General features: G+C 44.3%; 23 protein-coding genes. 22 read left to right on the forward strand and 1 reads right to left on the reverse strand.

Going from position 1 to position 24,906, the window contains the following annotated elements:
• From B7L15_RS17990 to B7L15_RS19705, 7 genes are all read left to right on the forward strand, one after another.
• Positions 1-637: DUF4123 domain-containing protein (locus tag B7L15_RS17990; protein WP_139839395.1), on the forward strand; the 637-nt coding region annotated here is incomplete at its 5' end.
• Positions 624-3,929: a hypothetical protein gene (locus tag B7L15_RS17995; RefSeq protein WP_085920285.1), complete on the forward strand. Its 3,306-nt coding sequence runs from the start codon at positions 624-626 to the stop codon at positions 3,927-3,929. The genes B7L15_RS17990 and B7L15_RS17995, both read left to right, overlap by 14 nt.
• 16 nt (positions 3,930-3,945) lie before the next feature.
• Positions 3,946-4,965: a tetratricopeptide repeat protein gene (locus tag B7L15_RS18000; RefSeq protein ID WP_217808069.1), complete on the forward strand. Its 1,020-nt coding sequence runs from the start codon at positions 3,946-3,948 to the stop codon at positions 4,963-4,965.
• 71 nt (positions 4,966-5,036) lie between these two features.
• Positions 5,037-5,267 (forward strand): NadS family protein, encoded by a 231-nt coding sequence (gene nadS, locus B7L15_RS19950; protein WP_303393823.1) that lies wholly within the window; start codon positions 5,037-5,039, stop codon positions 5,265-5,267.
• Positions 5,268-5,463: 196 nt separating this feature from the next.
• Positions 5,464-5,763 (forward strand): nucleotidyltransferase domain-containing protein, encoded by a 300-nt coding sequence (locus B7L15_RS18010; RefSeq protein WP_085920286.1) that lies wholly within the window; start codon positions 5,464-5,466, stop codon positions 5,761-5,763.
• Complete coding sequence (locus B7L15_RS19700; RefSeq protein WP_217808070.1) at positions 5,760-5,996, forward strand: hypothetical protein; 237 nt, start codon at positions 5,760-5,762, stop codon at positions 5,994-5,996. Before B7L15_RS18010 ends, B7L15_RS19700 begins: the two co-directional genes overlap by 4 nt.
• Before the next feature lie 24 nt (positions 5,997-6,020).
• Positions 6,021-6,239: a hypothetical protein gene (locus tag B7L15_RS19705; RefSeq protein ID WP_217808072.1), complete on the forward strand. Its 219-nt coding sequence runs from the start codon at positions 6,021-6,023 to the stop codon at positions 6,237-6,239.
• A 154-nt stretch (positions 6,240-6,393) separates the two neighbouring features.
• Here the strand turns inward: B7L15_RS19705 and rfaH are convergent, their stop codons facing one another.
• Positions 6,394-6,918, reverse strand: coding sequence for a transcription/translation regulatory transformer protein RfaH (gene rfaH, locus B7L15_RS18020; RefSeq protein WP_085920287.1), 525 nt, complete (start codon positions 6,916-6,918; stop codon positions 6,394-6,396).
• A 193-nt stretch (positions 6,919-7,111) separates the two neighbouring features.
• On the opposite strand from rfaH, the gene B7L15_RS18025 reads away from it, so the two are divergent.
• From B7L15_RS18025 to B7L15_RS19430, 15 genes are all read left to right on the forward strand, one after another.
• Positions 7,112-8,878: an SLC13 family permease gene (locus B7L15_RS18025; protein ID WP_085920288.1), complete on the forward strand. Its 1,767-nt coding sequence runs from the start codon at positions 7,112-7,114 to the stop codon at positions 8,876-8,878.
• A gap of 65 nt (positions 8,879-8,943) precedes the next feature.
• Positions 8,944-9,771 (forward strand): 3'(2'),5'-bisphosphate nucleotidase CysQ, encoded by an 828-nt coding sequence (gene cysQ / locus B7L15_RS18030; RefSeq protein WP_085920289.1) that lies wholly within the window; start codon positions 8,944-8,946, stop codon positions 9,769-9,771.
• Between the two features lie 184 nt (positions 9,772-9,955).
• The gene (locus tag B7L15_RS18035) at positions 9,956-11,266 is read left to right on the forward strand and encodes a nucleotide sugar dehydrogenase (protein ID WP_085920290.1); all 1,311 of its coding nucleotides are present in this window, start codon (positions 9,956-9,958) and stop codon (positions 11,264-11,266) included.
• A 20-nt stretch (positions 11,267-11,286) separates the two neighbouring features.
• Positions 11,287-12,408: a glycosyltransferase family 4 protein gene (locus tag B7L15_RS18040; protein ID WP_085920291.1), complete on the forward strand. Its 1,122-nt coding sequence runs from the start codon at positions 11,287-11,289 to the stop codon at positions 12,406-12,408.
• A gap of 1 nt (position 12,409) precedes the next feature.
• Positions 12,410-13,627 carry a glycosyltransferase family 4 protein gene (locus B7L15_RS18045; RefSeq protein WP_176243728.1) on the forward strand — a complete coding sequence of 406 codons (1,218 nt, stop codon included), beginning with the start codon at positions 12,410-12,412 and terminating at the stop codon, positions 13,625-13,627.
• 85 nt (positions 13,628-13,712) lie between these two features.
• Positions 13,713-14,870, forward strand: coding sequence for a UDP-N-acetylglucosamine 2-epimerase (gene neuC / locus B7L15_RS18050; RefSeq protein WP_085920293.1), 1,158 nt, complete (start codon positions 13,713-13,715; stop codon positions 14,868-14,870).
• On the forward strand, positions 14,867-15,940 hold the full coding sequence (gene neuB / locus B7L15_RS18055) for an N-acetylneuraminate synthase (RefSeq protein ID WP_085920294.1): 1,074 nt from the start codon (positions 14,867-14,869) through the stop codon (positions 15,938-15,940). The genes neuC and neuB overlap by 4 nt, the downstream gene beginning before the upstream one ends.
• A complete protein-coding gene (locus B7L15_RS18060) occupies positions 15,940-16,644 on the forward strand; it encodes an acylneuraminate cytidylyltransferase family protein (RefSeq protein WP_085920295.1) in 705 nt (234 codons plus the stop codon). Before neuB ends, B7L15_RS18060 begins: the two co-directional genes overlap by 1 nt.
• A gap of 8 nt (positions 16,645-16,652) precedes the next feature.
• The gene (locus tag B7L15_RS18065; RefSeq protein ID WP_085920296.1) at positions 16,653-17,624 is read left to right on the forward strand and encodes a Gfo/Idh/MocA family oxidoreductase; all 972 of its coding nucleotides are present in this window, start codon (positions 16,653-16,655) and stop codon (positions 17,622-17,624) included.
• Positions 17,621-18,580 carry a Gfo/Idh/MocA family oxidoreductase gene (locus B7L15_RS18070; protein ID WP_085920297.1) on the forward strand — a complete coding sequence of 320 codons (960 nt, stop codon included), beginning with the start codon at positions 17,621-17,623 and terminating at the stop codon, positions 18,578-18,580. The genes B7L15_RS18065 and B7L15_RS18070 overlap by 4 nt, the downstream gene beginning before the upstream one ends.
• Complete coding sequence (locus tag B7L15_RS18075) at positions 18,573-19,430, forward strand: hypothetical protein (RefSeq protein ID WP_085920298.1); 858 nt, start codon at positions 18,573-18,575, stop codon at positions 19,428-19,430. Before B7L15_RS18070 ends, B7L15_RS18075 begins: the two co-directional genes overlap by 8 nt.
• Entirely contained in the window at positions 19,427-19,963 is a 537-nt protein-coding gene (locus B7L15_RS19420) for a hypothetical protein (RefSeq protein WP_139839396.1), read from the forward strand. Before B7L15_RS18075 ends, B7L15_RS19420 begins: the two co-directional genes overlap by 4 nt.
• On the forward strand, positions 19,960-21,216 hold the full coding sequence (locus B7L15_RS18085) for a hypothetical protein (RefSeq protein WP_085920300.1): 1,257 nt from the start codon (positions 19,960-19,962) through the stop codon (positions 21,214-21,216). The genes B7L15_RS19420 and B7L15_RS18085 overlap by 4 nt, the downstream gene beginning before the upstream one ends.
• Entirely contained in the window at positions 21,173-22,645 is a 1,473-nt protein-coding gene (locus B7L15_RS19425; protein WP_176243729.1) for a hypothetical protein, read from the forward strand. The genes B7L15_RS18085 and B7L15_RS19425 overlap by 44 nt, the downstream gene beginning before the upstream one ends.
• 25 nt (positions 22,646-22,670) lie before the next feature.
• The gene (locus tag B7L15_RS19430; protein ID WP_139839398.1) at positions 22,671-24,800 is read left to right on the forward strand and encodes a hypothetical protein; all 2,130 of its coding nucleotides are present in this window, start codon (positions 22,671-22,673) and stop codon (positions 24,798-24,800) included.
• The last annotated feature ends 106 nt before the right edge of the window (positions 24,801-24,906 follow it).

Raw genomic sequence — 24,906 nt, forward strand, 5'->3', positions numbered from 1 at the left:
GGCCAGCCCCTGGCTACTTGATGTTGAAGTCGCCAGTGAAGCTTGGCATTACGCAGAAAAGCTCTGCCAGCAACGCTTGGGATGGGTCTGCCAGCCACCGGCAGATCAAACCCTGCAAAGCATTGCTGACCACTTGCGGGCACTGTTTGTGATGGATGACCCGCACGGCGGAAAATCACTGATCAACCTTCAGCAGCCCGCCGTATGGACAGCCCTGCTCGCCAGCACGCCATCCAGTGTCTACTCACACTGGTTAAACCCGCTAGGCCAAGTCGCCACCCCCACGCCCCAGGGCCAGTGGTCTATTTGGCAGGCCGATGCGCCAGCGTCCCCTGCACCGGAATGCTGGCAGCTTACTGCTGATATGGAAGCGGCGTTGAACGAAAGCCAACAGGCGTGGTGGTTGAGTGAACATACAGAAGAAAAGCTCTCTACTTTGCCCGACCAATGGGTAAAACGCATAAGCAAATGCGCCCAATACGGCATAACCAAAGGCAGACATTTAGCAAGATTGCTTCCTGCTATTCAACAAGCCGACGAGGGTAGCTGGCATCGTATTGAATACACCTTGAGTGTCCCACGCCTATCGGCCAAACAGCGAATGACAGAAGTGGAGAAAATGTATGACAACCGATAGACCTGGGAGCCTACCTCCACCTCTTTTATTGCGTTCCCATGAACCTGAACCGTTTGAGGGCAGCGTTGAGCAAACCGCTGGTACGGTCTGCGAGGATAAGTGTTGGGCTGACATTATCTATATCACCGGCACGGGAGATTTCTGGCTATTGACCCAGGATGTTGCTGATGCGCTACACGAAGCCTCTGACGAATTGGCCGACTGGGTGCTTACCGAAGATCCAGAGCAACGCATGCGCCATTTGGCAGAAGATGCAGGCCTCATCGAGTGTTTTTTACCAGCTCGCCCGGAAAACTTTCTAGACGATAGTGAACGCCAAAGCGTCAAGGAAAAGCTGGAGCGTTTGGCCGAGCTGCTGAATGCGGATAGAACTGAAGAGGAAGAAGAAATTGATGCCGGCCAGCGGGTGAGTGAGTACCGTCCGCTCATGGAAAACGGCTGGATGTGGATTTCGCCGCTTCTTGTGTCTGGCTCGTATGCCTGGGATCGGCTGACTCGTCCTGAAGAAACACGCTTGATCTCGGAACTGCATACGCTTTATCAAACAGGCACCGAAAAAGCCAAAGAGGCAGGCTACATACTGGAGGGCGGTCGCTATTACGGCGCCTGGGAAGAAGAAATAGAGAAAGCGCTGGAAACTTATCGTCAATGCCGAGAGAAATTTATCCGCGAGATGGTTTCCGTCGACAACCCCGGTGAGTTCATCTCCGTGAGTGATGCGCTAACGGAATATCAAGCTTTCTTAGAAGATTGCGAATCCATGACGCCCAAGGACTCATCCCGTTGCGAGGTGATTGGGGAGTACTTCCAGGCGTCAGCCGAGCAATTAGACGCAGATGTCTCTGCGTACCAAATGAGCATACTCACCCTGGCAACCCTAGGCATCGCAACGCCTGAGTGGGCATTGGCCGATGTGACGACGACCAGTATGCAGGGGCGGCTCGAACCGGGTGTCAACGGTTTCGATTACTACAACCGTACGCTTAAACAAGCGGTTGATATTTTCAAAGATGTTGAGGATGAACTCTCCCAATGGGCCACGGCCACGGCTGGAAGATCTCAACTCCCCATGCACTTATTCGAGGAAGAGCGGACAGAGTTTCAACGCCTAACCAACCAACTAGATGCGCTCTATGAGGCCGCCGAGTACCAGGTAGCACGCATGGTTCCCCAGCGGGTGCTTTACTGGCAGGCGGATATAGAAGACCAGCGGCATGCGCTTGGCTACGAACGACAATCCATTGATGTATTGGTGCGCAATGACTTTCCGTTAAGGGAGTTTAGCTCCCCAATGGGACAGCGCTCTCTCAGCCATATCAGCTTGCGGCACTTAATGCGCGACATGCCCGATGCCGAACGAGCCACTTTAGAAAGGCACCTTGAGCAAGATGGCGTTCTGCCTGCCACGTTGTGGCAAGCCAACGAAACGGCCCTTTCCAGTTGGCTTGCCCGGCGAGGCTGCGAACGCATTTTGCGACACCCCGAATGGTTTGAAGAGCCGCTAGGTTTTTTCCTACCTGACCAACTGTATGCCTCTCTTTCGGCTCGGGGCCATACTGTCGAATCATTGCAAGATGAGGGGGCCAAAGCTGGCTGGAAAGAGACCCTCGAAAAAATCATTTTCACAGGCCCCAGCCGAGAAAAACTACGCCTGTTTGATGCCAGCGCCCAGGCGCAAATGCTCCGCTTGGTGGGCATGCCACATACTGAGTTAAATGAGGCATTAGGGGTTCACTTTGAAGAGCCCGTCACACTCATCGAACGCAACGCCACGTTGGAAGTGTTTGAGTTAGAAGAGACAAAAACAGCCTCAGAGGGGAACGCCTCAAGCAGCGCGAAGCAAAACAGTGAAGTGTTCACTCAGCGAAATATGGGGGGCCCTCACGATCAGAGTTGGCAAAGCACCCGTGATCCTAATGCTAGAGGAACGAAAGTCAGTGGAGGTGTTAATCAGCAGCTCTCCATCAAAGGCACGTACAACCTGGCACGTGGTGAAATCAGCTTGGGGACGTTTAACTTACCCGAAGAAGCCGACGCCCAGCCCTATCATGCCGTCTTGCAAGAAAACGACGGCGAACGACGCAACTTAGGTCGTTATTCCTTACAGGTAACCGCTGTCGCTAAAGGGTTTGCGGGTGCCTCACTCGCGCTTACCGCTCAAACGGGGCTGAGCTTTGACCATAAAGGCGTCAAAATAACCGGTACGGAATGGGCCAAGCGGGAAGCTGAAGGCGGCGCACTTAAGGCATTTGCCGGTGCTACTTTGGGGGTACAGACCGCCTGCTCGTTACGCTGGAAGCCGCCAATGGATATTACCCGCCAGCTACCTCAGCTGGCCGACCAGGATTGGCTATCCCTCAGCACCCAGCGAAACGACCTGGAGGCCTGGCGCTCACTGGGCAAAGCCTTATTGGGGCTGGAAGCCAACGGCGGTATTGGTGCCGAATTGGGTATGCGGTTGGGCCTTCATCAAGGCAAGTTTGTTGCTTATGTTCGCGCCAAACTGGTTGCCGGGGCAGGCGCTGGCGGACAACTCGCGATTGAATTAGACCCGCGGCAGCTTAATCTGTGGATGATGATGCTGAGCCAGGCTCTGCGCGACAATGACTACGGGTTTGTCGACTGGGTAGATGCTGATGCCTTTGAAGGCTTTAACCACCTCTCCTATCTGGCCACCACCACCCTGCTGGACGTTAGCCTACTGGCCGCCCGAGGCATCGACGGTATTAAGCGTCTTTACGAGCTAATGACCCAGAGCGACCGAGCGGTGATGGTGGCTTATGTATTTGTAAATGATCCTCGGCAAAAAGAAATGTGTTCCTGGGTGCAGCATCTCCCGCCGGAAGCGCTGGGGCCGCTACTGAATACACTGATCACCTCTCCCGGTTGGTTTTACCCTACCGTCGACATCGATGGAGATAAAATTGATAGAGGGCGGGCAATCGATCTACAGCAAATTGCGATTGCCAAGTGTTTAGAATGGCTGGAAGAAGGATATACCGCGTCCAGCCACTTCGATAGTGAAGCAGCTAAGCACCTGTTTGAACGGGCCGTGGCAAGAATGTCCCAAACAGGTCAGTTTGATAGCTACTCCTCTTGGGTGGAGGCCTACTGCCATAATCGCGAAGAGTTGGATGAGTTTATGCAGCGAAATGGTAGTGATGATCCACTTGCTTTAGAAGCAAAAGACAAATACGACCAAATATCTCGTCGATTAGGGAGTGATATTGAGGAATATCGTGAGACTTATTCCACGAGTCGTGGCACACGGGTTCGCTATCGTGAAAATTAAAAAGGTACTGTTCGTCATGTTATTTAAAAAAAGTGTGCTTGCTGCGCTATTAATATGGTCACTTAATAGCTGGGCGCTACCCGCCGATATCCAAGCCGCCAAAGATGAAGGCATGCGCTTATGGGGCATTTCGGAATGGATAGAAATGCAGCCTTATCTAGAGCAGTCCGCCGAAGCGGGTGATGTGGAATCAATGTACTACCTCGGTGAAGCCACGCGGTTATTAAGTCGAGGGTTAACCACTGAAGCTATGGAGTGGTACTTGAAGGCAGCCGAACAAGGCGACCCTTACGCTATGTTGCGACTGTTTCAAGGCGGTGCCTGTATTGCAGGCGATCGATGCCCTGAGGGCAGTGATGATTGGCGCGAAGCCGCATTGGACATCACCTTGCCCAAAGCCGAAGCCGGTGACCCGGAGGCTATGCTGGCGATGTACTACATCTACGCCAATCTCGATGCCTCTCGCTTGACCTCTGTTTACAATTTCCTGGGCATTCCCACCCGGGCAAGCAAGTGGCTAAAGCGGGCTGCCGAAGCGGGGCTTCCCGAAGCCCAAACCAGATTGGGGCGCCATATTATGAACGGACGAGGCTGGTATTTTACGAAAAGCCGCCGCCTGGACGCCGCTGAACGCTGGTTTAGCCGTGCGGCTGAGCAGGGTTATGTGCCGGCCATGGAGCAGATGGAACGCGTCAATCGAGAGCAACAAGACTTCGAGGCTAGCTGGCAATGGATGGTGCAAGCATCAGATAACGGAAGTTATAGTAACCGCTTTGGTTTAGGCTGGTGTTACCTTGATCCGTCCTACCCCCCTGATCAACGTTGTATCAATGAAGAAGATCCCATTAAAGGCTGGGCAATACTTTATGCCCTATCACATGAGCTGGATGGCGATAATGCTCCAAGCAGCCTGATGAGTCGAAACCAAGATAAGTTGGATGAAGCTGAACGTCAGGAGGCAGAGGCATTAGCAGAATCCGAATGGATAGGTCGGCAGCCACCTATCTCTAAATTTCCACGCCGCTTTGGTTTCTGAGTAGACCATGGCAAATGCAACGCGTCTGCTGTTCGTATTCTTACCCAGCAGTTAAGAGAGGAAGTTTCTTGATGAGTATTTTTGATGAGCTCAACACATCGCTGCAAGAAGCTGTAGAGATCCAAAAGGGTAAGACGAAAGCCAGCCGGGTGACTCGCCACGAAGTGGCGGATGTCAGAGCAATCAGGGCAAAATTGCATGTATCCCAAGCTGAGTTCGCCGACGCAATGGGCACGAGCCCGACTCGTCGGGCGATCAGGCTATCTACAAGCGTTTACCCTCGACGCCCATATCCTTGCTGATCGCGCAATAAATTGCGTTCCTACAGGGGGATCAGGCCATCCACCATCAATCACCTTGGTGTCTCAATACGCAGTAGCGTAGTACCTATCATTAAGAGAATGTATGCTTATTGCTCATATGGTTTCTCAGTGTGCCAAACTCAGCCATAAGCATCTTCAACAGCCAGTTCCAACATGATCACTAGGTAGCCATGCCATGAGATTGAGTGCTCACGAAATTCAGATCATCAAAGCATCGGTCAAGGCAGTTTTTGGGCCCCAGGCAGAGGTCTCGCTGTTCGGTTCAAGAACGGATGATAATGCTAAAGGCGGTGATATCGACCTGCTGGTGTCGGTTAATGATGTTGTTGAACACCCCGCATGGGACGCCGCGCAGTTGCAGGCAAAAATCATCAAGCAATTGGGTGACAGGAAAATAGACGTGCTTCTGGACGCACCCAATATGCCAAGAGTTGCTATTCATCAGGTTGCGAAGTCGCAAGGAATAGCGCTGTGAATTTATATCCAGAGAGCCAAGAAAGACTCAGGTTTCTGAGCCGTGTAGTCGATAAAGAAATCAAACATCTAAAATATGCAGACCATCAGGTTTTTGGTGGGCTGTTAACTTACGACGCTGTTGAAAATCTGGATAAAACCCCAGAACTAGCGATGAAAGTAGAAGCATTTGTCAGTCGATTTTGTCGTTTGCAAGATACCCTCGGAGATAAGCTGTTACCAGCGCTGCTATAAGCACTAGGCGAGCCAGATCGGGCGTTGCTTATTAACCTTGAAAAGGCAGAAAAGTACGGTTGGTTGGCATCCTCTGAGCAATGGATCGCCCTCAGGCAACTACGCAACCAGATGATCCACGAATATATTGAAGATACGCAGACCCTGTTTGATGCGCTTACCACAGCGCATAGCAACAAAGCAGTACTTGAACATTTTGCGGATAAGCTTGGAAAACAGGTGTCGGATCTGCTGTCGGGATAACACTAAGTCTAAGCGATCCAACCTATCTCCTGGATGTCGTCACAATCTATTCTGATCGCGCAATAAATTGCGCTCCTACAAAAAACCAGGCGCCTGCACACAACCCACGTAAGAGCTCGACTTTTCGGGCGATCAGGCCACCTACCAGCATCGTTCACTGCTTCTGCAAATGCGCGATGGGCACTTCCACCTGCTGCGGGCGGTTGAGCAGCGTGAGCAGCAGTAGGGCGCGGTCCTGGCCTTTCAGCTCGGTCAGTTGGGCCAGTTGGCCTTTGAAAGCCCCCTCGGTGACTTCTACGGCATCCCCCACATGAAAATACGCCTCCTGCTCGGTCTCTTTACCCACAAGGTGCTGGTATAGCGTATCCACAATATGCTCAGGCACCACGGCGGGCTGGTCGCCGAAGGTCACCAGCTTCAACACCCCCCGCGTGGAACGAATAGGGCGCCAGTTACTCGCTACCTGGTCTAACCTGATAAATAGGTAGTGCGGGAAGAGGGGCTCGGTGACCCATGCCAGCTTGCCACGGCGTTTTCGTTGCACCGCCAGCACCGGATGGAAGACATGATAGCCCTGGTTTTCCAGCTGCTCGGCAGCACGGAAAGACTCGCCCCCCTTACACTGAATAAGGTACCATTGCGCGCATTCCGCGTTGGCTTGGCTAGCATGAAGGCTCATGTCGCTCCTGGCGTTAGAATGAGTTGAAGCACAGGGTTTGATACCACTAGGGTCAACGGGCATTGTAACAAAAACGCAGCGACCCAACGCAGCGCAAATCAAGATCAGGGCAAGGGAAAGCGCCCGGAACAATCCCCGGGCGGTAGCGTGCCCGGACGCTTTATAAGACAGTCTGGTTCAGAAACGGAGCATCATGGAAGTAGCGGCGATATTTACCCTGATGGTGGTGGTTGCCACCTTAGCCGCCCTCGCGCTTACCCGCATTGCCCCCGACGCAATTCTGATGGCCGCCCTGGGATGCCTTGTCATCAGCGGCACGTTATCCCCCGTCCAAGCGCTACAAGGGTTTTCCAACCCCGGGGTAATTACCATTGCCACGCTCTACGTGGTGGCCGCAGGGCTAAAAGAAACCGGCGCCATTCAATGGCTCGCCCACCTTTTGCTGGGTCAGCCCTCAAGGCTTCGTCAGGCCCAACTGCGCGTGTTGTTACCCGCCGCCGGGCTGAGTGCGTTCATGAACAACACCACTGTGGTCGCGATGTTCATCCCTGCGATACAAGAGTGGGCCACCCGGCTGAAACTACCCCCGGGCAAGCTACTGCTACCGCTCAGCTACGCTGCGATTATCGGCGGTACCTGCACCCTGATAGGCACCAGCACCAACCTGGTGGTGGATGGCCTGCTGCAAACCGAGCGCGGTGTCAGTCTCTCGATGTTTTCCCTGGCGTGGGTCGGTGTACCGCTGGTGTTGATAGGCGGTACCTTTCTGTATTTTTTTACCAACCGCCTGCTACCGGAACGCCAGGGCGTGCTTGAGCAACTCGAACAGGCCCGCGAATACGTGGTGGATGTCGAGGTAGAAGCCAAAGGCCCCCTGGTGGGTAAAACCATCGCGGATGCTGGCCTAGGCAGCCTGGCCAACGGTTACCTCGCGGATATCGAGCGCAACGGCGAATTGCTCAACAACATCCCGCAAGAAACCACGCTGCAAGCGGGCGACATTCTAATGTTTATCGGCGCGCCGGAGTGCGCCCGCGAGCTACGCCGAATTCGGGGCCTGAAGCCCGCCAGCGGTGATATTCACAAGCTGGATATTGCCCACCACCGGCGCTGCCTGGTGGAAGCCGTCATCGGCCCGGATTTTGGCGGGCTAGGGCAGACCGTCAAGGCGGCGCGCTTTCGCTCCCGCTACCAGGCCGTAATACTGTCCATTTCACGCCACGGCAAAAGCGTCCCCGGCAAGCTGGGGGCGGCAACGCTACAAGTCGGTGATACCTTGCTACTGGAAACCACCCACGACTTTGTCGACCAGTACCGCTACCGCAAAGATTTTCTACTCGTCAGCAGCCTCAACGACTCCACACCGCCGGATTTTCGCAAAGCCCCCGTGGCGCTTGGCATATTGGGGAGCATGGTGATACTCAGCGCTACCGGGCTGCTGTCGATTCTGGAAGCCGCGCTGCTGGCGGGTGGCGGCATGGTCGCCACCCGCTGCGTGCCGGTCAGTAAAGCACGCCGCTATATCGACCTTTCCGTGCTCGTCGTGATTGCCGCTTCGTTCGCGCTTGGCGCCGGCATGACCGAAACCGGCGCTGCCGCCCAGGTTGCCCAATGGTTACTGCTGGCCGATGACCTTGCTCCCTGGGCCGCGCTGGCACTGGTTTACTTATTGACCGTGGCGTTCACCGAGCTGATTACTAACAACGCCGCCGCCGTGCTGATGTTTCCGATTGCCGTCTCGGTTGCGGATCAGCTAGGGGTCAACTTTCTACCCTTTGCCATCGCCATCATGTTTGCCGCCTCCGCCAGCTTCATGACCCCGCTGGGCTACCAGACTAACCTGATGGTCCTCGGCCCCGGCGGTTACCGTTTCAGCGACTATTTGCGTCTCGGTGCACCGCTCAGCGCGATTGTTGCCGTCACGGTGATTACCCTGGTGCCACTGGTATGGCCGTTTTAAATTGAAGAGGTAAGAGGCCTTTCTTCTTCCCTCTTCAATTTCCTTTCTCTATTCAAGGATCTTTTGTGACTGCTTTTATCTCGAATGAACGACGCGCCCGCCTTATCGAAGGCGTACATGCCGCCGGGCGTGAGGTCATGGCGGTTTATCAGCGTGATTTCTCCGTCGAGACCAAGGACGACCAGAGCCCGCTCACTGAAGCCGATATGGCCGCACATCACTCGCTGGTAGCGCTGCTGGAGAACCTGACCCCTGACGTACCGGTGCTTTCCGAAGAGTCTGCCGAGGTGCCTTTTGCCACTCGCCAGACCTGGGAGCGCTACTGGCTGGTCGACCCGTTGGACGGCACCAAAGAGTTCATCAACAAGAACGGTGAATTCACCCTCAATGTGGCGCTGATTGAAAACGGCGTGCCGGTGTTCGGCATCGTCTACGCCCCGGTGCTGCAAACCACCTGGGTAGGGCAAGTAGGCGGAGAGGTATTCAAGATCGCCCAGGGCATTTACATCAATATTCAGGTACGCGAACTGCCAGACCCCGAAGAGTCGCCCTGGAAAGTGGTCGGCAGCCGACGCCACGGTGCCGAAATCTTTGAAGCCTTCTGCAGCGGGCTACCTGCCCATGAGTGCGTCTCGATGGGTAGCTCGATCAAGCTGTGCCTGGTGGCGGAGGGCAACGCGGACCTCTACCCGCGCCTGGCCCCCACCAGTGAATGGGACACTGCCGCCGCCCAGGCCATCGTCACCGCCGCCGGTGGCGAGGTGCTCAATGCCGAAAACCTGGAGCCGCTTCGCTGCAACCAGCAGGAAAGCGTGCTCAACCCGTATTTCATCGTATGCGGCCAACGCGACAGACGTTGGGAAGAAGCGCTAAAAAAAGCGACTGCCTTGTAGGAGCCCAATTCATTGGGCGATTAAACCATCTACAAGGATTCACTCTAGACGACACCGGCTTAGTGCTTATCAATATTCTTCGCCATTCACAAGTATATGAGAGCTCGGCTAGAAACATTTTTGGTAACTTAATTGAAGCGATTTCATAAAGTAGTCATATATCTTTAAGTCAAAAGGGAAATACATGAGTCATAAAAAAAAGTTAATTGATATTTTTATTAACAAAAAAGCAAATGTCGGGGTGGTAGGTTTAGGTTATGTTGGTTTGCCTCTAACGTTACGATATAACGATGTAGGCTTTAAGGTTATTGGAATAGATATAGATAAGGATAAAGTTGATACATTAAATGCTGGCGAGAGTTATATAGATCATATACCTGCAGAAAAGATAAAGAAAGCTTGTGATGCAGGGTTTGAAGCCACAACGGATTTTAGTCGAATTTCAGAGCTAGATGCTATTATATTATGTGTGCCAACGCCTCTTAATAAATACAGAGAGCCGGATATTAGTTATGTTATTGATACTGTAGAAGCATTGGTGCCATATTTAAAAAAAGGCCAAGTTGTTTCGCTTGAAAGCACAACTTACCCTGGTACAACTGAAGAGGAGTTGCTACCAAGGATACAAGGAAATGGGCTTAAAGTTGGTGAAGATATATTTCTTGTATACTCTCCTGAACGTGAAGATCCAGGTAATCCTGATTATGAAACACGCACTATCCCTAAAATAGTGGGTGGTCAGACGGTCACTTGTAAAGAAGTAGGTGTGGCGCTATATGAGCAAGCAGTTGATAAAGTTGTGGCTCTAAGCTCAGCTAAAGCAGCAGAAATGACCAAGCTTCTAGAAAATATTCATCGCGCAGTAAATATTGGCTTGGTAAATGAAATGAAGATTGTGGCTGATAAAATGGGTATTGATATTTTTGAAGTTGTGGATGCAGCTGCAACTAAACCTTTTGGGTTTACACCCTATTATCCAGGCCCAGGGTTGGGTGGGCACTGTATACCGATTGATCCTTTTTATCTAACTTGGAAAGCGCGGGAATATGGCATCCACACTCGTTTTATAGAGCTCTCAGGTGAGGTTAATCGTGCTATGCCATATTATGTGGTCGATAAGCTTGTGGGAGGAATGAATGATGTGGGTAAACCATTAAAAGATAGCCATATACTTGTGCTAGGAATCGCATACAAGAAAAATGTAGGAGACGTTCGTGAGTCTCCTTCGGTTACAATTATGGAATTACTAAGAGATAAAAAAGCAAATGTCGCTTACTCTGATCCTTATTTCCCAGCTTTTCCTAAGATGAGAAATCATTTTTTTGATTTAACCAGTGTTCCATTAACTAAAGAAAACTTGAAAAAATTTGATGCAATAATTTTGGCTACTGAACATGACACTTTTGATTTGAAGTTCTTGCAGGAAAATGCAAAATTAATTGTTGATGCTAGAGGAAAATATAGAAATAATGAGAAGAATGTAATTAGGGCATAGTATATTTATTTGAATCTTTTATGAAAATATTGCATATATGTTCTTATTATGTTGGCTCTCTTGTCTATAAAAAGCTTTTCGAGAGCTTGGATTCAGAAGGGCGTGTAAATAAACAGTATGTATTGGTGCCAGTGAGAACGCATTACCATGAAGGTAAAAATCAAAGTGCCAAAACTCAAGTTAAGTTTATCTATGATAAGTGTCTAAATAAGTTCACCCGGATATCTTTCCTTTATAAACTGCTACGGCTGGTCTCAAGTTTTCAACGTAACCCTAAACGAGCTGAGATGCTTCAGGGGTGCAATATTATCCACGCTCATACACTGTACTCAGATGGCTATCTAGCTTACTGGTTGAACCGTAAATATAAAATACCTTATGTACTGAGCGTTCGCACTACGGATGTAAGTGTCTTTGAACGCTTTCTTCCTCATTGGCGGTGTATGACTCGGCGAGTCATAGCTAATGCACAGTGTCTTATCTTCATTTCACCTGCACATAAGGAAGCGATCGAAGAAAGGTATGCAAACTACTTGCCAAGGACTCTGCTGGTTACCAATGGCTTGGATGAATATTGGATTAGTAATGCCATCCGTAGTCCAGCTCCAGAGAGGTCGAAAGTACGAAGTGGTATCTATATTGGCGAAATCAACGCCAATAAAAATATCAAGCGCGCTATTCTAGCGTTCTTTCAAGCAGCCGATGACAGCGACGCAACCTTTACCGTACTTGGTGGTGAATACTCAACTTTCTCTGCTATCTACGGTGAGCTTCCCGAGATGTTACGGTCTCGCGTAGATTTCATTTCTCGAACAGACGACAAGCAGCGTATCAAAGAGTTATTGAGACAACATCAAGTGTTAATTATGCCATCGTTCATGGAAACTTTCGGCCTTACCTACCTTGAGGCGATCAGCCAATGCGTACCTGTGGTATTTAGTCATGGACAGGGCATTGATGGGCTTTATCCCGAAGGAATGGTGGGGTTCTCCTGTGACCCGAGGCGGGAAAAAAGCATCGCTGCTGCCATTCTTAATGTTTTTAAGCATTTCCCAGAAGGCCTAATCTTTGAGAGCAAAAACCCAGCAGAAGATTATTCCTGGCAGTCACGTGCGCAAATTTTAATGAAAAATGCATACTGATATGAAGATTCTTTATCTACATCAATACTTTGCGACACCTGATAACTCGGGGGGAGTGCGCTCCTATCAATTCGGTAAGCGTCTTGCTGAAGCTGGACACTCTGTTGATCTCGTTACATCGACGGCGTTCTTTCCGGTAGCCCGCAAATCATGGTTTCAATTAGTTAGTCAGCATAATATCGATGGGATAAAAGTACATGCCATTCATATAGAGTATGTGAACCAGATGAGTTTTTTGCGGCGAATCATTGCTTTTTTATTATTTATGATAGTCTCATCTCTATATGTTATGAAATTGCGTAGGCATGATCTTATTTATGCATCCAGTACTCCGTTGACTATTGCTGTACCTGCATTGATATATAAAGTGTTTAGGCGTGTTCCTATGGTTTTTGAAGTTCGAGACCTATGGCCTGATATTCCAGTTGAGCTGGGCATCATAAAATCTAAGTTACTAATCAAAGCTCTTTATTGGTTTGAGCGCTATGTTTACAAAGCTTCAAAAAAAATTGTGGTACTGTCTACAGGCATGTACGACGAACTAATTAAAAAAGGGGTAAAAAATGAAAAAGTCGTCGTGGTACCTAATGCCTGTGACATCATGGAGTTTTCCAAAGTGGGAAGCTCAGATGTAGCTGAACAGCTCTTCAACCAGCACGGCCAAGTTAGGCTATGCATCTATGCCGGTACATTCGGCTACGTCAACAATCTGGACTACGTGCTGGATATTGCAGTTCATCTAAAAGATCTAGATGGAAAAGTTAAATTTATCTTGATTGGAGACGGTCAGGAAAAGCCGCACCTCCAGCGTAGAGTAGAGGATGAAGGTCTCGCCGAACAAGTTGTCATCTTGCCCGCTATGAGCAAGGCCCAATTGATTCCTTATCTCAAAGCTTCTGACGCCTGCCTATCAGTAGTGAGGGATATACCCGCGCTTTACAATAACTCAGCAAATAAGTTCTTCGACGCATTGGCTGCCGGTAAACCTATCATCATCAACCACGGTGGTTGGCAAGCAGACGTGATCAACAATAACAGGATTGGTCTGGTCCTATGCAGAAACCCAGAAAAGAGCGCTCGGAAGCTGATCGACTTCATGGCTAGAATTCAAGATATAGACGCAGAATATATATTAAATGTAGCTCGTGAAAATTACTCGAGAGATAAACTTTTTACAAAACTATGTTGTGATGCATTATACCCTGCCGCTCAATTATGATGATAAAGAGCTGCATTTATTATGTGAGACAAGATAAGTGTGGTGAAGTGTGATTGGCAAATATAGCCAGAAGGAATAAAACAGAATGCAAAAAATCACAGTGTTTACCAGTACGCGGGCAGAATACGGACTTTTGTACTGGCTTATCAAAGAATTTCATGAAAGTTTAGACTTTGAATTACAGTTAGTTGTAGCGGGAACACATCTTTCTCATGAGTATGGTTATACAGTCAACGATATTATTGCAGATGGTTTTACCCCAAATGAATGTATCTCAACGCTTATAGCTGATGACTCTCCTCAAGCTATCACACGCTCCTCAGCCATGTTGGCTATGGTCATGGGTGACTATTTTGCACGTGAGAACCCTGATTACCTCATAGTTCTGGGTGATCGGATAGAGCTGATGGCTGTGTGTGAAGCGGCTGTAATAGCCAAGGTTCCCATCGTCCACTTACACGGAGGTGAGATAACTGAAGGTGCTGTTGATGATAAAGTTCGCCATGCGATCAGTAAATTAGCAAGCCTCCATTTTACATCTACAGAAGCCTATCGTCGCCGTGTAATACAAATGGGTGAGCATCCAGAAAGAGTATATAACTGCGGTGCGCTTGGGCTTGAATCAATAGCTCGTAAAGACACCGTAGAACGTAAAGAAATGTCAGAAGAAGTTGGTATAAATGTCGATGAAAAATATTTCCTGATTGTCTATCATCCCGAAACACATAAGAAACATGAAAATATAGGGCCGCTTCTTAAAGCAATAGAAGACTTCCCTGATTATAAAAAATTAATCATATACCCAAACTCGGACATGATGAGTCGAGAAATTATTGAAGCTATTCAAGCGTTTGCAGTTCGATATCCTGAGAATGTGTCGCTTATCAGATCATTGCAACGTGATATATACTTATCGCTGATGAAACATTGTGAGTTATATCTCGGCAACTCTTCGTCTGGAATTATCGAAATGCCTAGTTTCAAGCGACCCATCATTAATATTGGTGACAGGCAAAGAGGTCGTATTCGTTCTACAGTAACATTGGATGTTGACCTTGATTACCATCAAATTTCAGACGCGATTCGAACAGCATTGTCAAACGAACATCAAGAAGAAGTAACGCATATTGACAACCCATACCAAGGCAGTGCACCGTCAAGTTTTATAGCTGATATCCTGCGAACTGCAAATGAGAAACTTAGTACTCAAAAAACATTCTTAGATTTGGACTTTAATTTATGAGCACCTATATAATTGCAGAGGTTGGAGTTAACCACAATGGATCAGTGAAACTCGCAAAAGACTTAATACGTGTGGCAAGCGAGTGTGGAGCTGATGCAGTTAAATTTCAAACATTTGTAACGGATAAACTAGTAACAAGTTATGCTAAAAAAGCAAACTACCAAAACGAAAACGATGCTAGTTCATCTTCACAGGCCGATATGCTCCGAAGGCTTGAGTTAAGTTACGATGATTATATAATTATTAAGCAGGAGTGCGAAAAATATAATATCGACTTTATGACAACATGCTTTGACAGTGATTCACTTGATTTTATTGTCAAGACGACAGCACCAAAGTTATTAAAGATCGGCTCTGGTGATCTTACTAATCTTCCATTTTTAATTGAGCATGCCCGAACAGGAGCTAGCATCATCATCTCCACCGGAATGGCCATGTTGTCTGAAGTAGAAGATGCACTTGCAGCGTTGGCTTTCGCATACCAGACAGAACCAGGTACAAATCCAGCGAGTTATCGTTGGCTAAAAAATAATTACTTTACAGCCGAGTCCATTGAGCAACTGAAAGAGAAAGTCACTATTCTTCACTGCGTTACAGACTATCCAGCGCAAGCACAGGACTTAAACCTTAGTGCCATCCGTCAGCTGCGAGAAGTTTATGGCTTGAATGTGGGCTATTCGGATCATTCGACAGGTATTGAAGCATGCTGTGCAGCCGTTGCTTTGGGTGCAACCTGTTTGGAAAAGCATATCACTTTAGATCGAAGCATGCCTGGGCCTGATCACGCGGCATCCTCTACGCCCGAGGAGTTTAAACATTTCATTGATGCTATTCGTAATCTAGACAAAGCACTGCTACCGAAAGTAAAGGCTCCTTCCCCGCGCGAGCAGGCAAACCTTGAAGTAGCTCGCAAGTATCTCGTTGCTGCTAAAGAGATTGCTGAAGGAGAGTCGTTCACTACAGATAATGTCGCAATCAAGCGTTCTGCAACAGGACTAATGCCAAATCAGTATTGGGATATACTTGGTCAGCTAGCGCAGAAAACATACAGCGAGGGAGAAAGCATCTGATGGCTGCTCCACGCAAACGTTATTTGGTGGTCATTCCTGCCCGTGGTGGAAGCAAACGACTCCCCGGCAAGAATTTGATGAAAATTGGTGATGACTCCTTGATTGGGTGCGCGATTTTATGTGCCAAGGATGCAGGCATTGTCGGTGATATTGCGGTAAGCACCGATGATCAAAGTATAGCGACAGAGGCAATGCGCTATGGGCCATATGTACCTTTCATGAGGCCCAAGCAGCTAGCTACAGACGAAGCTAAGACGATAGATGTTGTCGACCATGCAATTAAGTGGTTTGCGAGCAGGGGAAACCACTATGATGCTTTAGTCGTTTTACAGCCCACATCACCATTACGAACGGCAAAGGATCTTCGAGAAGCAGTTGAATTGTTCGAGCAACGAGAGGCTGATGCTGTCGTATCAGTATGTATGCTTGAACATCCTCTTCAATGGTGTGCTGAGCTCGGACCAAACGGAAGCATGGAAAAATTTGGAGAGACTCATAATTCGCAGATGCGGTCCCAAGAGCTAACGCATCATTACCGCCTTAATGGAGCTATATATATTTACGATATAACGTCATTAAGAGCGAAGGGTAGGTTCTATTTTAATGATAATACCTTTGCCTATGAAATGGATGAAGTGTCTTCTGTAGATATCGATACTCACCATGATTATTTGATGGCTGAATATTTTTATTCTATAAGATAGAGGTTATTATGATAAATGTATTACTTGTCGGCGCTGGAAATCTAGGTCGGCGACATTTACAGAGCATGAAAAATAGTGTTGAACCTTTAAATATTTTTGTGGTTGAACCATTTGAAGCAGCTAGAGAGCAGGCTGAGAAGATATTTCGAGAAACGAAGAGTGATACAGTAGAGAAAGTTGTAAGCTTTCATAGATCATTAGAAAAAATAGATAGAACAATTGACATTGTAATCGATGCGACTCCTGCAAGTGGACGTTTGGATATACTTAAACAGGTGCTGGCATTAGGAGCGAAAGATCTATTGCTGGAAAAAGTGGCGTTTAATGCTGTGCCTGATATTGAAGAGGCTAGCGTATTAATAGAGAAATACAATGCGCGAGCCTGGGTTAATTGCCCTCGACGGCTTAACCCATTTTATATTCAATTACGTGAGACACTTGAAAGCTCAAAAATTGAACGCTTTGAAGTAGTAGGTGAAAACTTTGGAATGGCCTGTAATGCTATTCATTTCATTGACTTGTTTGCATTCTTAGCTAAAAAAGCAAACTATCATATCTCCTTAGATAAGGTAAGTGAGATATTGCCAAGTAAACGTAATAATTACATCGAGTTTTTTGGCGAAATTACAGGTACATTTGAATCTGGCCCAGAGTTCGAACTTGCTTGTCAGCAATCTTCTAATGAGGTGGGATTTAAGATCAGAATTGTTACACTTGATGAAGAATACGTGATTGATGAGATAGCTGGAAATGTTGAGATTATAAAGAAAGATGGAGGCAAAGAAGTTAATAGTTTCCGTCAGCCATACCAGAGTGAGCTGACAGCGGGCCTTATAGATGAAATCATTTCTAAACAAATGTGTGGATTAACAGAATTCTCAGAGTCGATGGCCTTACATCGTCCGTTTATTAGTGAAGCTTATTCATTATATGCTTCGAAGAACGAAAAAAACTCTTTAAAGATGGTGCCAATCACATGAAAAATAACGTTTTGATCGTTGGTAGTGGTGCAATGGCTAAAGAATATACTAAAGTACTGCAGGCCATGAATACACCATTGACAGTAGTTGGACGGAGCGTCAGCGGCGCACAAGCGTTCGAAAAAGAGACCGGAATACCTGTTCTTGCTGGAGGGCTAGAAGCTAATATTACCAATCTTGATTTTTCAAGTTTTTCACACTGTATTGTCGCTACTAACGTATCTCAGTTGTTCTCGAATGTTTGCAGCCTGCTAAAAGCTGGTGCTAAAAAGATTTTAGTTGAAAAGCCTTTTGTTCTAGACAATGAGCAATTGAAAACTGCATGTCGCCTGGCTAAAGAAAATACTGCCGATGTCTTCATTGCGTATAATCGCCGTTTCTTTAGTTCAGTGATTAAGGCTCGTGAAATTATTGCTGAGGATGGCGGCCTGGAGATGGTTAAGTTCGATTTTACCGAGCGGAGCCACATTATTGAAGGGTTAGACAAAGACCCTTATGAGAAGGCTCGTTGGTTATTAGCCAATTCTACTCATGTTATTGATCTTGCGTTTTATTTTACAGGTACTCCCGAAAAGCTAACTGCCTATCAATCGGGTAGCTTGGATTGGCACCCTAGTGCGATGGTATTTACAGGCGCAGGTATCAGCAAAGCAGGTATACTTTTCTCGTATGGTTCTGACTGGGGTTCTGCAGGACGTTGGGGGCTGGAGTTGTTTACGCCGCTTCGTAAATTACGCCTATGTCCCATGGAGAAGTTGCTGGAAACTAGAAAAGGTACGATAGATGAGTATGAAATTGAGCTTGATGATGATCTAGAAAAAAAATTCAAGCCAGGCTTGCATCAACAGACAGACAACTTCCTATTAGGGGTAACAGAAGGTCTTTGCTCACTTGGTGAGTTACAAGGTAGATTTAAGTATTACTGCGAAATAGCAGGTTATCAAAAGAATGCCTAATCTATACAAAAGCAAGCTAACCACTGTCCTGGTTAGATTTGTAAAAACGGCACCTTTGCTTGTTTTCGCAAGTATAGGGTTCCGTTTATTATTTATTCTTCTACAAGTAGCCTCTATATGGTTTGTTTTTGGGTGGATAGGCGGTAGTGTAAATCCTTTTATTATGAAATTAGTAGGCATGCCAGTAGGATCTTACGTATACCCATGTATTGGTGCGCTCGGATTTATAGGATCTACCTTTTTTCTACTTATCGGAAAAATATGCTCACTCAAAGCAACATTTAAATTTGAGAACTATATAGTTAAAAACAACATCAACATGAAGTCTTCTGTTACAAAGGGGGATCTTAAAAATTTAGTCAAACTGATGATTTCTGTTATAGATGTGATGGTGCCAATTAGCTTAATCGTTGCGGTTTCAGCTCTATGGGTATTTATAACACCATATATGCTGATATTGATTTTTCTAATGCTATGCTTGGGGATATGGTTAATTAGAAAAGGTGTCGGTTTCTCAGCTAAACGATATAAAACAACACCAACGCGCAAAAATATCGACAGCTATGTAGGTAGTGATGAGCATATAGGTTTTTATAAAATGCTTCTTTTGCCAAATTATATAATGTTAGCGTCGATGAGTATAATTGCTGTTGCGATAGTGTCTAGTCTTATCGCCACCAAGATATATTTTTCATCTTATGGAGAGCAGATTGGATATATGGCCATACTTACAGGTGTAGCTTTTTTACAAATGAGGTCTTTTTCAACCATTATTGTTAGGGCAGGCGCATATAATAAAAGTTTATCCCTAATCTATAATGCCGTGTTTTCTAAAAAGGTTTCAAAATGAAACGGATTTTTGTGCTGGGTCCACTTAGTGCAAAATCTGCTTGGCAGTTGGAAAATTTAAAAGCCGATTGTATTTATTATTTCTCTGACAATAAAATACTTTCTTCAGAAGGTTCTGTTTCTTATCATTGCCTTCCAAATCCACAACTAAACCCTAAAATAGAATCAGCTATCGTTGAATCTGCTATTGAAAGAATTATTCAGTATATGGATATGCATCTTAATGACGCTGCCATAATGCGGCGAGCGTTGCGTTTATCTGAAATTCGGATAGAAGCTAGATGTTACCTTAATGCTATTGAATTTATAAAGCAAAATAATATATGTACTGACAGAAGTGAGGAAAGTGTTTTTTTGATATCCTACTACCTCCTTTCATCGGATGTAGAGAGGCTTGATGAATTTAATATTGATTGGCTCCAAGTGCCAAATACTCGGTTCGTTGGGCTAATCCCGGGCTTCAGGTATCTTTTGTATTTCCTTAGAGTTATTAATGCTAATAGTTTTTTTAAAAAAAGGAAATATTTTAAATGACTTTTTTGAGTAGATTTTTCAGCCATGTTTCGATTAAATCCATTAAACATAAAAATATAGCTCCAGTTTTCCTTAATATACTAATGACTGAAGTGCGACCTGTAAGTGCCCATCAAAAATTAAAAAGCTTTTATACTATTATTGATCAGTGCTTGGACAATAACAACAAGGTGAATGTGGTTATTATCCTTGGCAAAAAGGACAATAAAGATGCGATTGTAGCCTACAAAGAATCTTTAGATCACTATTTGAAGATTGAAGGATTTAATTTAGTTTTTGTAAAGCCAACGGCTTGGAGTTTTGATAGATTGTATATTTTCATACTCATGACTATATATTTTACAAAGATTAAAGGTTCTTTTGAGCAACGATTTAATTTCGCCTGTTTATTTTCAATCTCGCATAGACGAATAAAATTCTTTCGTAAAATCTATAGTTTTTTTCCATGCGATAATTGGTTGGGGCTTACAGGTGGTATCGAACTGCCTGTATTTCAATCTAAGCAAGAAAATGAAACAAGGCAATGCATAATCAATGCATTACAATTTGGTCAAGCTTCTGATGATCAACAGCATTTCTCAGGATATAGAGTCAACACTTTATTTGTTTATGACTCCTATAGTAAAAAGATTTTTCAAAATCTTAGCATGAGTGTTAAAAACATAGTTGTATCAGGTTCACCTGAATTTGAATACCAATCAAAGTTTATTTGCAATAATAAGTTACTTGAAGAAGATAAATTAAATATTGTCTTTATTGATCAACCCGTTAAACAACGTGGTGAGTACTCAGAGAATTTTTTACAAAAGTTCTATTATTTTTTGCAACTCATCAACAAAGATCCAGATGTTAATATTGAAGTGAAGCTTCATCCACGTGGCTCGGCTTTTAATGATCATGCTTGGACTGATTTTAATATTACAAATAATTTTAGCAATTCGTTTTCAAGAGCTCATGTTGCTATAGGGTTTTTTTCAAACTTATGTGACTTTGCCTTAGTAGAAAAACGTATTGCTTTTTACGTTGGAAGTGAATATATACTGAATAAAGCTAAGCGCGACTGGGTAATTGATAATGGCGGATACTTTGTCGACGATGTTGAGATTTTATTAAAAAAAGTTATTTATTTGAAATCTCAGCATTCCAAATTAGGAGAGCAGATATTGATTGATAGAATACCAATATCCAAATCACCTTCTGCAATTATTTATGAAAAAATGGTCGGTTACAATGACACCAAAACAGTCTCTTGATTGGTTAAGAAGGTTCGAATTATCTTATAGTAATGTTAACCATCGATTTTGCAACGTCGATTGTTGGCCTATTGTCAGAAATACAATACTTTCTAAGATCAACGCTGCGAGTAGTGCATCTGAAGCTCCAAAAAAAAATAATTTTCGCTTTAGATCTTTATGTGTGATGATTTGGTGCTCTTTGAAGTCTCTAGCAACGCTCTTCAAAACTAAGAATGCTGACATATTTATTTTGAGTGATAACAAATTCTCAGAAAAAATTGAAAATAATTTGTATTTAAACGATGCACATGCTATTTCAGATTTAGCTGAGTCTAAAGGGGAATCTTCATTGATTGCCTTGCAAGGTAAATATATTGATTCAAGGATTGTCAAAAGGAATAGATGTGTTTCGATATATATAATAATTGTTATATCAGCTTTTATCTCTAGACTAAGCTTTTTGTTTTTCTTATTCCCCGCACTTATTAAATATATAAATAATATTACAAAAAGTCTGAATGCTCATTTTGTATCGTCTGATTATGGTGATTATCATGTTGAAGAAAAACAACTTCTTAGAAATATAATTTTTTGCATAGTTGCTTCAACATTATTTTCTCTAATTCTTAAAAGAATTAACCCTAGCAGAACTTATGTGGTTTGCTATTATTCATTGATAGGCATGGCTTTTTGTTCTGCTTGCAACCGTTTAGAGATTCCTGTATCAGATTTACAACATGGAGTTTCTGGCCGCAATATGCGAGCTTACAGTAATTGGAATAACTGTCCAGAATATGGATATACAACTCTTCCTAAATACTTTCTGACTTGGACCAGGTATGATACTAAAGCAATTAATGATACTTTGAACGATAGGAATGGTTTTCACTGTGCTATCACAAGTGGTCACATTTGGGAGATTTTTAAAGAGAAATTTGGCCTTGACTTGCTAGTTAGAGATGAATGGTCAGAGTTTCTTTCAGTACTTACCCATTATAAGCGAAAAATTGTTGTGACTCTGCAGTCATCTTCTATCCCTGAAAATATTTTTAATATCATTAATGACTGCGGTTCAGATTGTTGCTTTTTAATTAGAGCGCATCCAAATTTTAGTACAGGGTTTGAGATGGAACAACTTTTAAAGCTTGAGAGTGATTATGCTAACGTTTTAGTCTCAAAGCCAACTCAGGTTCCAATTCAACTTTTGATGTCTATTGCAGATGTAAATATTACAGGCTGGTCTGCCTCTGTTTATGATGCTTATTTTGAAGGTGTGCGTTCTATAGTTGTTACTAAATTCGGACTTGACTATTTTTCTGATTTTATAGATGATTTTTTTGTTGTTTATACTGAAGATGTTGAAAAAATAAAGAAATATGCACTGAATTTGACTGTTTTTACACCTCTTGTTGATAAAGAAATTGATGATCTTTTAGACTTTTTATAATTTTATTTTCCATAGGTTTTGTCAAATGATAAACTATATTTTTATGCTTGTTATCAAACTTTCACCACTACCAGTTAAGCGATTCCTAGTTCGCTTTTATTGGAAAATTGTTTCTGTACTGAATATTTTAGGTGGAAAAGTTGTTTTTTTCGGGCTGGCAGCTAAAAAGTTAGAGGCTGCTGCTGTTCACTATAGCCCAAATAATCGATTTGATGAGGTGGTTAGAGAACCCACCTTACTCAATAAAGAACTAGGTTCACATGTTGGTAATGTTAAAATTGTCGATTTAAAACACTTCTATTCTTTAAAAGAAAACGTATTAATATTTGTCGAAAGGTCTGCTGAAAATAATTTTAGTTATCAAAAATTAGCGTACTTATCTACTTTTAAAAATTATCATATTATATTTAGGTCCAAAAAAGATTATTTAGAATTTTTTGATTTTTTTGTCATGGAATATGGTCAGGTACATTTCTCCTCCTCTCGTGTTTTGTATATTCCCACAATCGACCCTTCTCTTGATGAACTTGTTTATTCTCAGTCAGATGATTTATCTCAAAAGTTTCTTGATGCTTTAGAACGCACTTTATCTGATCGTCCTGAGTTCAATAAATTTTCTAAATATATAAACTCTTTACAAGTTGGCATATCTGATCGGCTAGTAAGTTGGGTTAGAGTATCTCAGTTTGTTTTGAAGTTTATTGAAGAAAATGCCATCCAGGAGTTCTATGTTTTTGGTAATAGAGTTATAGATAGCAATTTATTAGCTTTTCTTGCTCAAAGCAATAATGAAGTTACTTGTGGTTTCTTGAAAAATGTTACTAGTAAAAAGCTTAAAAAATTATCTAGCGTAAAAGTTGAGTATGTTATCAGTCGGAACTGGAGCCATTCAGATCGACTTACAACCACAAAGTACCACATTGAAGGTCGCTGTAATCTTGATGAAGATGTTCTGATGTTTATTGGTAATTTAAGTGATCCAATGTACCGTGAGACCCTTCAACCTGTCTTAAACTACTTTTCACAAAAAAACGATAAAAAAATTCTTACTTTGCTGCTTAATTCTGAAGATTTTCGCAACAGTGTTGATGCTGGTAAAAAGGTACATAACTATATATTCCCGTCTATCGAAAGAGAGGATATGCCTAGCATTAATGAATTTAATCACTGCTTTGATGATGCTATAGATGAGCTATTACTTTCTGAGTTTTCTCATTGTTCTAATTCGGGCTTGCTTGCTTTATATGTTTTTTTAAATTCTAGAAACGCTTTACATAGAGTTATAAGAGATTGTTACGGACTTATGATAGAGCTAGATAAGGTAACTTCAAAATCTAGCCTTGTTGCTCTTGTTTCTAATCCTGGAAGAATTTGGCCATCTCAATTTATGGTTGGTTATTTGAATAACACACCATCATTTGATATACAAAGTGGTACCTTTTCAAGGTCTGCTCGTTTTAAAAAGCCGGGCTCTCAATATGTACTTTCTGTCGATGATTTTTCTAAATCAGTCTATGTTGATTATTTGGGTGTGGATTCATCAAATGTTGAGGTGGTGGGTGCTCCTAGGATAGATGCCCGCTTGGCTAACATTAGAGAGTACAGTCAGGAGAAAAGTCGTGATACCATAGCCGTCTGTGAACCAAGTTTTAATATTTTGTGTTTAGCAACCCAACCTTACGATATTGGTTTGATGACTTCAATGGTACGTGAGGCCTGTCATTTTATAAAGTCTAACGATGATTGGTTTCTATTAGTAAGCATGCACCCAAATGAAAGTAATGCATTTGAGAGCTCATACAAAGAGGTTTTGTATGCCTTGAATTGTTCGTCTCGTGCCATTATTTCTCGAGATAATATATATCATAACCTTAATGCTTCTGATGCCGTAGCTACTTTTTTTAGCACTGCAGGTCTTGAAGCTTTTTGTTTGAATAAGCCCGTTTTAGCATATAGGCCTTTATCTTATCCTGTAGTACCATTCGATCTTTGTGCGTTAGGTGTAGCACGATCTTTTGTCAACTCTTTAGATTTGTATAATTTATTGAATTCTACGCATTATTTTGGTGTTCAGTCAGAAGGACTAAAACGTTTAAGAGATTCGGGCTCTGTTGAACGCATATATAATTTTGTGATGGATCATATAGGTGATTGAGGGTTACTCGTTAGACTGGTAATCCGTCAAGAAAACTAGGATGCTCAAGAGTAGAATTTACCATAGGACACATGCAGGGAGATTCAGTATGAAAAAACCGCGTTAA

This window comes from Halomonas sp. CSM-2, from assembly GCF_002119345.1.
In the GTDB taxonomy this organism is placed as follows: Bacteria; Pseudomonadota; Gammaproteobacteria; order Pseudomonadales; family Halomonadaceae; genus Vreelandella; species Vreelandella janggokensis.

Bases quoted from the DNA above. Each gene is read 5' to 3' on its own strand.
- B7L15_RS19425 (WP_176243729.1), top strand. From the start codon at position 21,173: ATGAAAAAATGGTCGGTTACAATGACACCAAAACAGTCTCTTGATTGG.
- neuB (WP_085920294.1), top strand. From the start codon at position 14,867: ATGAGCACCTATATAATTGCAGAGGTTGGAGTTAACCACAATGGATCA.
- B7L15_RS18075 (WP_085920298.1), top strand. From the start codon at position 18,573: ATGCCTAATCTATACAAAAGCAAGCTAACCACTGTCCTGGTTAGATTT.
- rfaH (WP_085920287.1), bottom strand. From the start codon at position 6,918: ATGAGCCTTCATGCTAGCCAAGCCAACGCGGAATGCGCGCAATGGTAC.
- B7L15_RS18060 (WP_085920295.1), top strand. From the start codon at position 15,940: ATGGCTGCTCCACGCAAACGTTATTTGGTGGTCATTCCTGCCCGTGGT.
- B7L15_RS18040 (WP_085920291.1), top strand. From the start codon at position 11,287: ATGAAAATATTGCATATATGTTCTTATTATGTTGGCTCTCTTGTCTAT.
- B7L15_RS17995 (WP_085920285.1), top strand. From the start codon at position 624: ATGACAACCGATAGACCTGGGAGCCTACCTCCACCTCTTTTATTGCGT.
- B7L15_RS18035 (WP_085920290.1), top strand. From the start codon at position 9,956: ATGAGTCATAAAAAAAAGTTAATTGATATTTTTATTAACAAAAAAGCA.
- B7L15_RS18070 (WP_085920297.1), top strand. From the start codon at position 17,621: ATGAAAAATAACGTTTTGATCGTTGGTAGTGGTGCAATGGCTAAAGAA.
- B7L15_RS18025 (WP_085920288.1), top strand. From the start codon at position 7,112: ATGGAAGTAGCGGCGATATTTACCCTGATGGTGGTGGTTGCCACCTTA.
- nadS (WP_303393823.1), top strand. From the start codon at position 5,037: ATGAGTATTTTTGATGAGCTCAACACATCGCTGCAAGAAGCTGTAGAG.
- neuC (WP_085920293.1), top strand. From the start codon at position 13,713: ATGCAAAAAATCACAGTGTTTACCAGTACGCGGGCAGAATACGGACTT.
- B7L15_RS18010 (WP_085920286.1), top strand. From the start codon at position 5,464: ATGAGATTGAGTGCTCACGAAATTCAGATCATCAAAGCATCGGTCAAG.
- B7L15_RS18085 (WP_085920300.1), top strand. From the start codon at position 19,960: ATGACTTTTTTGAGTAGATTTTTCAGCCATGTTTCGATTAAATCCATT.
- B7L15_RS18045 (WP_176243728.1), top strand. From the start codon at position 12,410: ATGAAGATTCTTTATCTACATCAATACTTTGCGACACCTGATAACTCG.
- B7L15_RS19420 (WP_139839396.1), top strand. From the start codon at position 19,427: ATGAAACGGATTTTTGTGCTGGGTCCACTTAGTGCAAAATCTGCTTGG.
- B7L15_RS18065 (WP_085920296.1), top strand. From the start codon at position 16,653: ATGATAAATGTATTACTTGTCGGCGCTGGAAATCTAGGTCGGCGACAT.
- B7L15_RS19430 (WP_139839398.1), top strand. From the start codon at position 22,671: ATGATAAACTATATTTTTATGCTTGTTATCAAACTTTCACCACTACCA.
- B7L15_RS18000 (WP_217808069.1), top strand. From the start codon at position 3,946: ATGTTATTTAAAAAAAGTGTGCTTGCTGCGCTATTAATATGGTCACTT.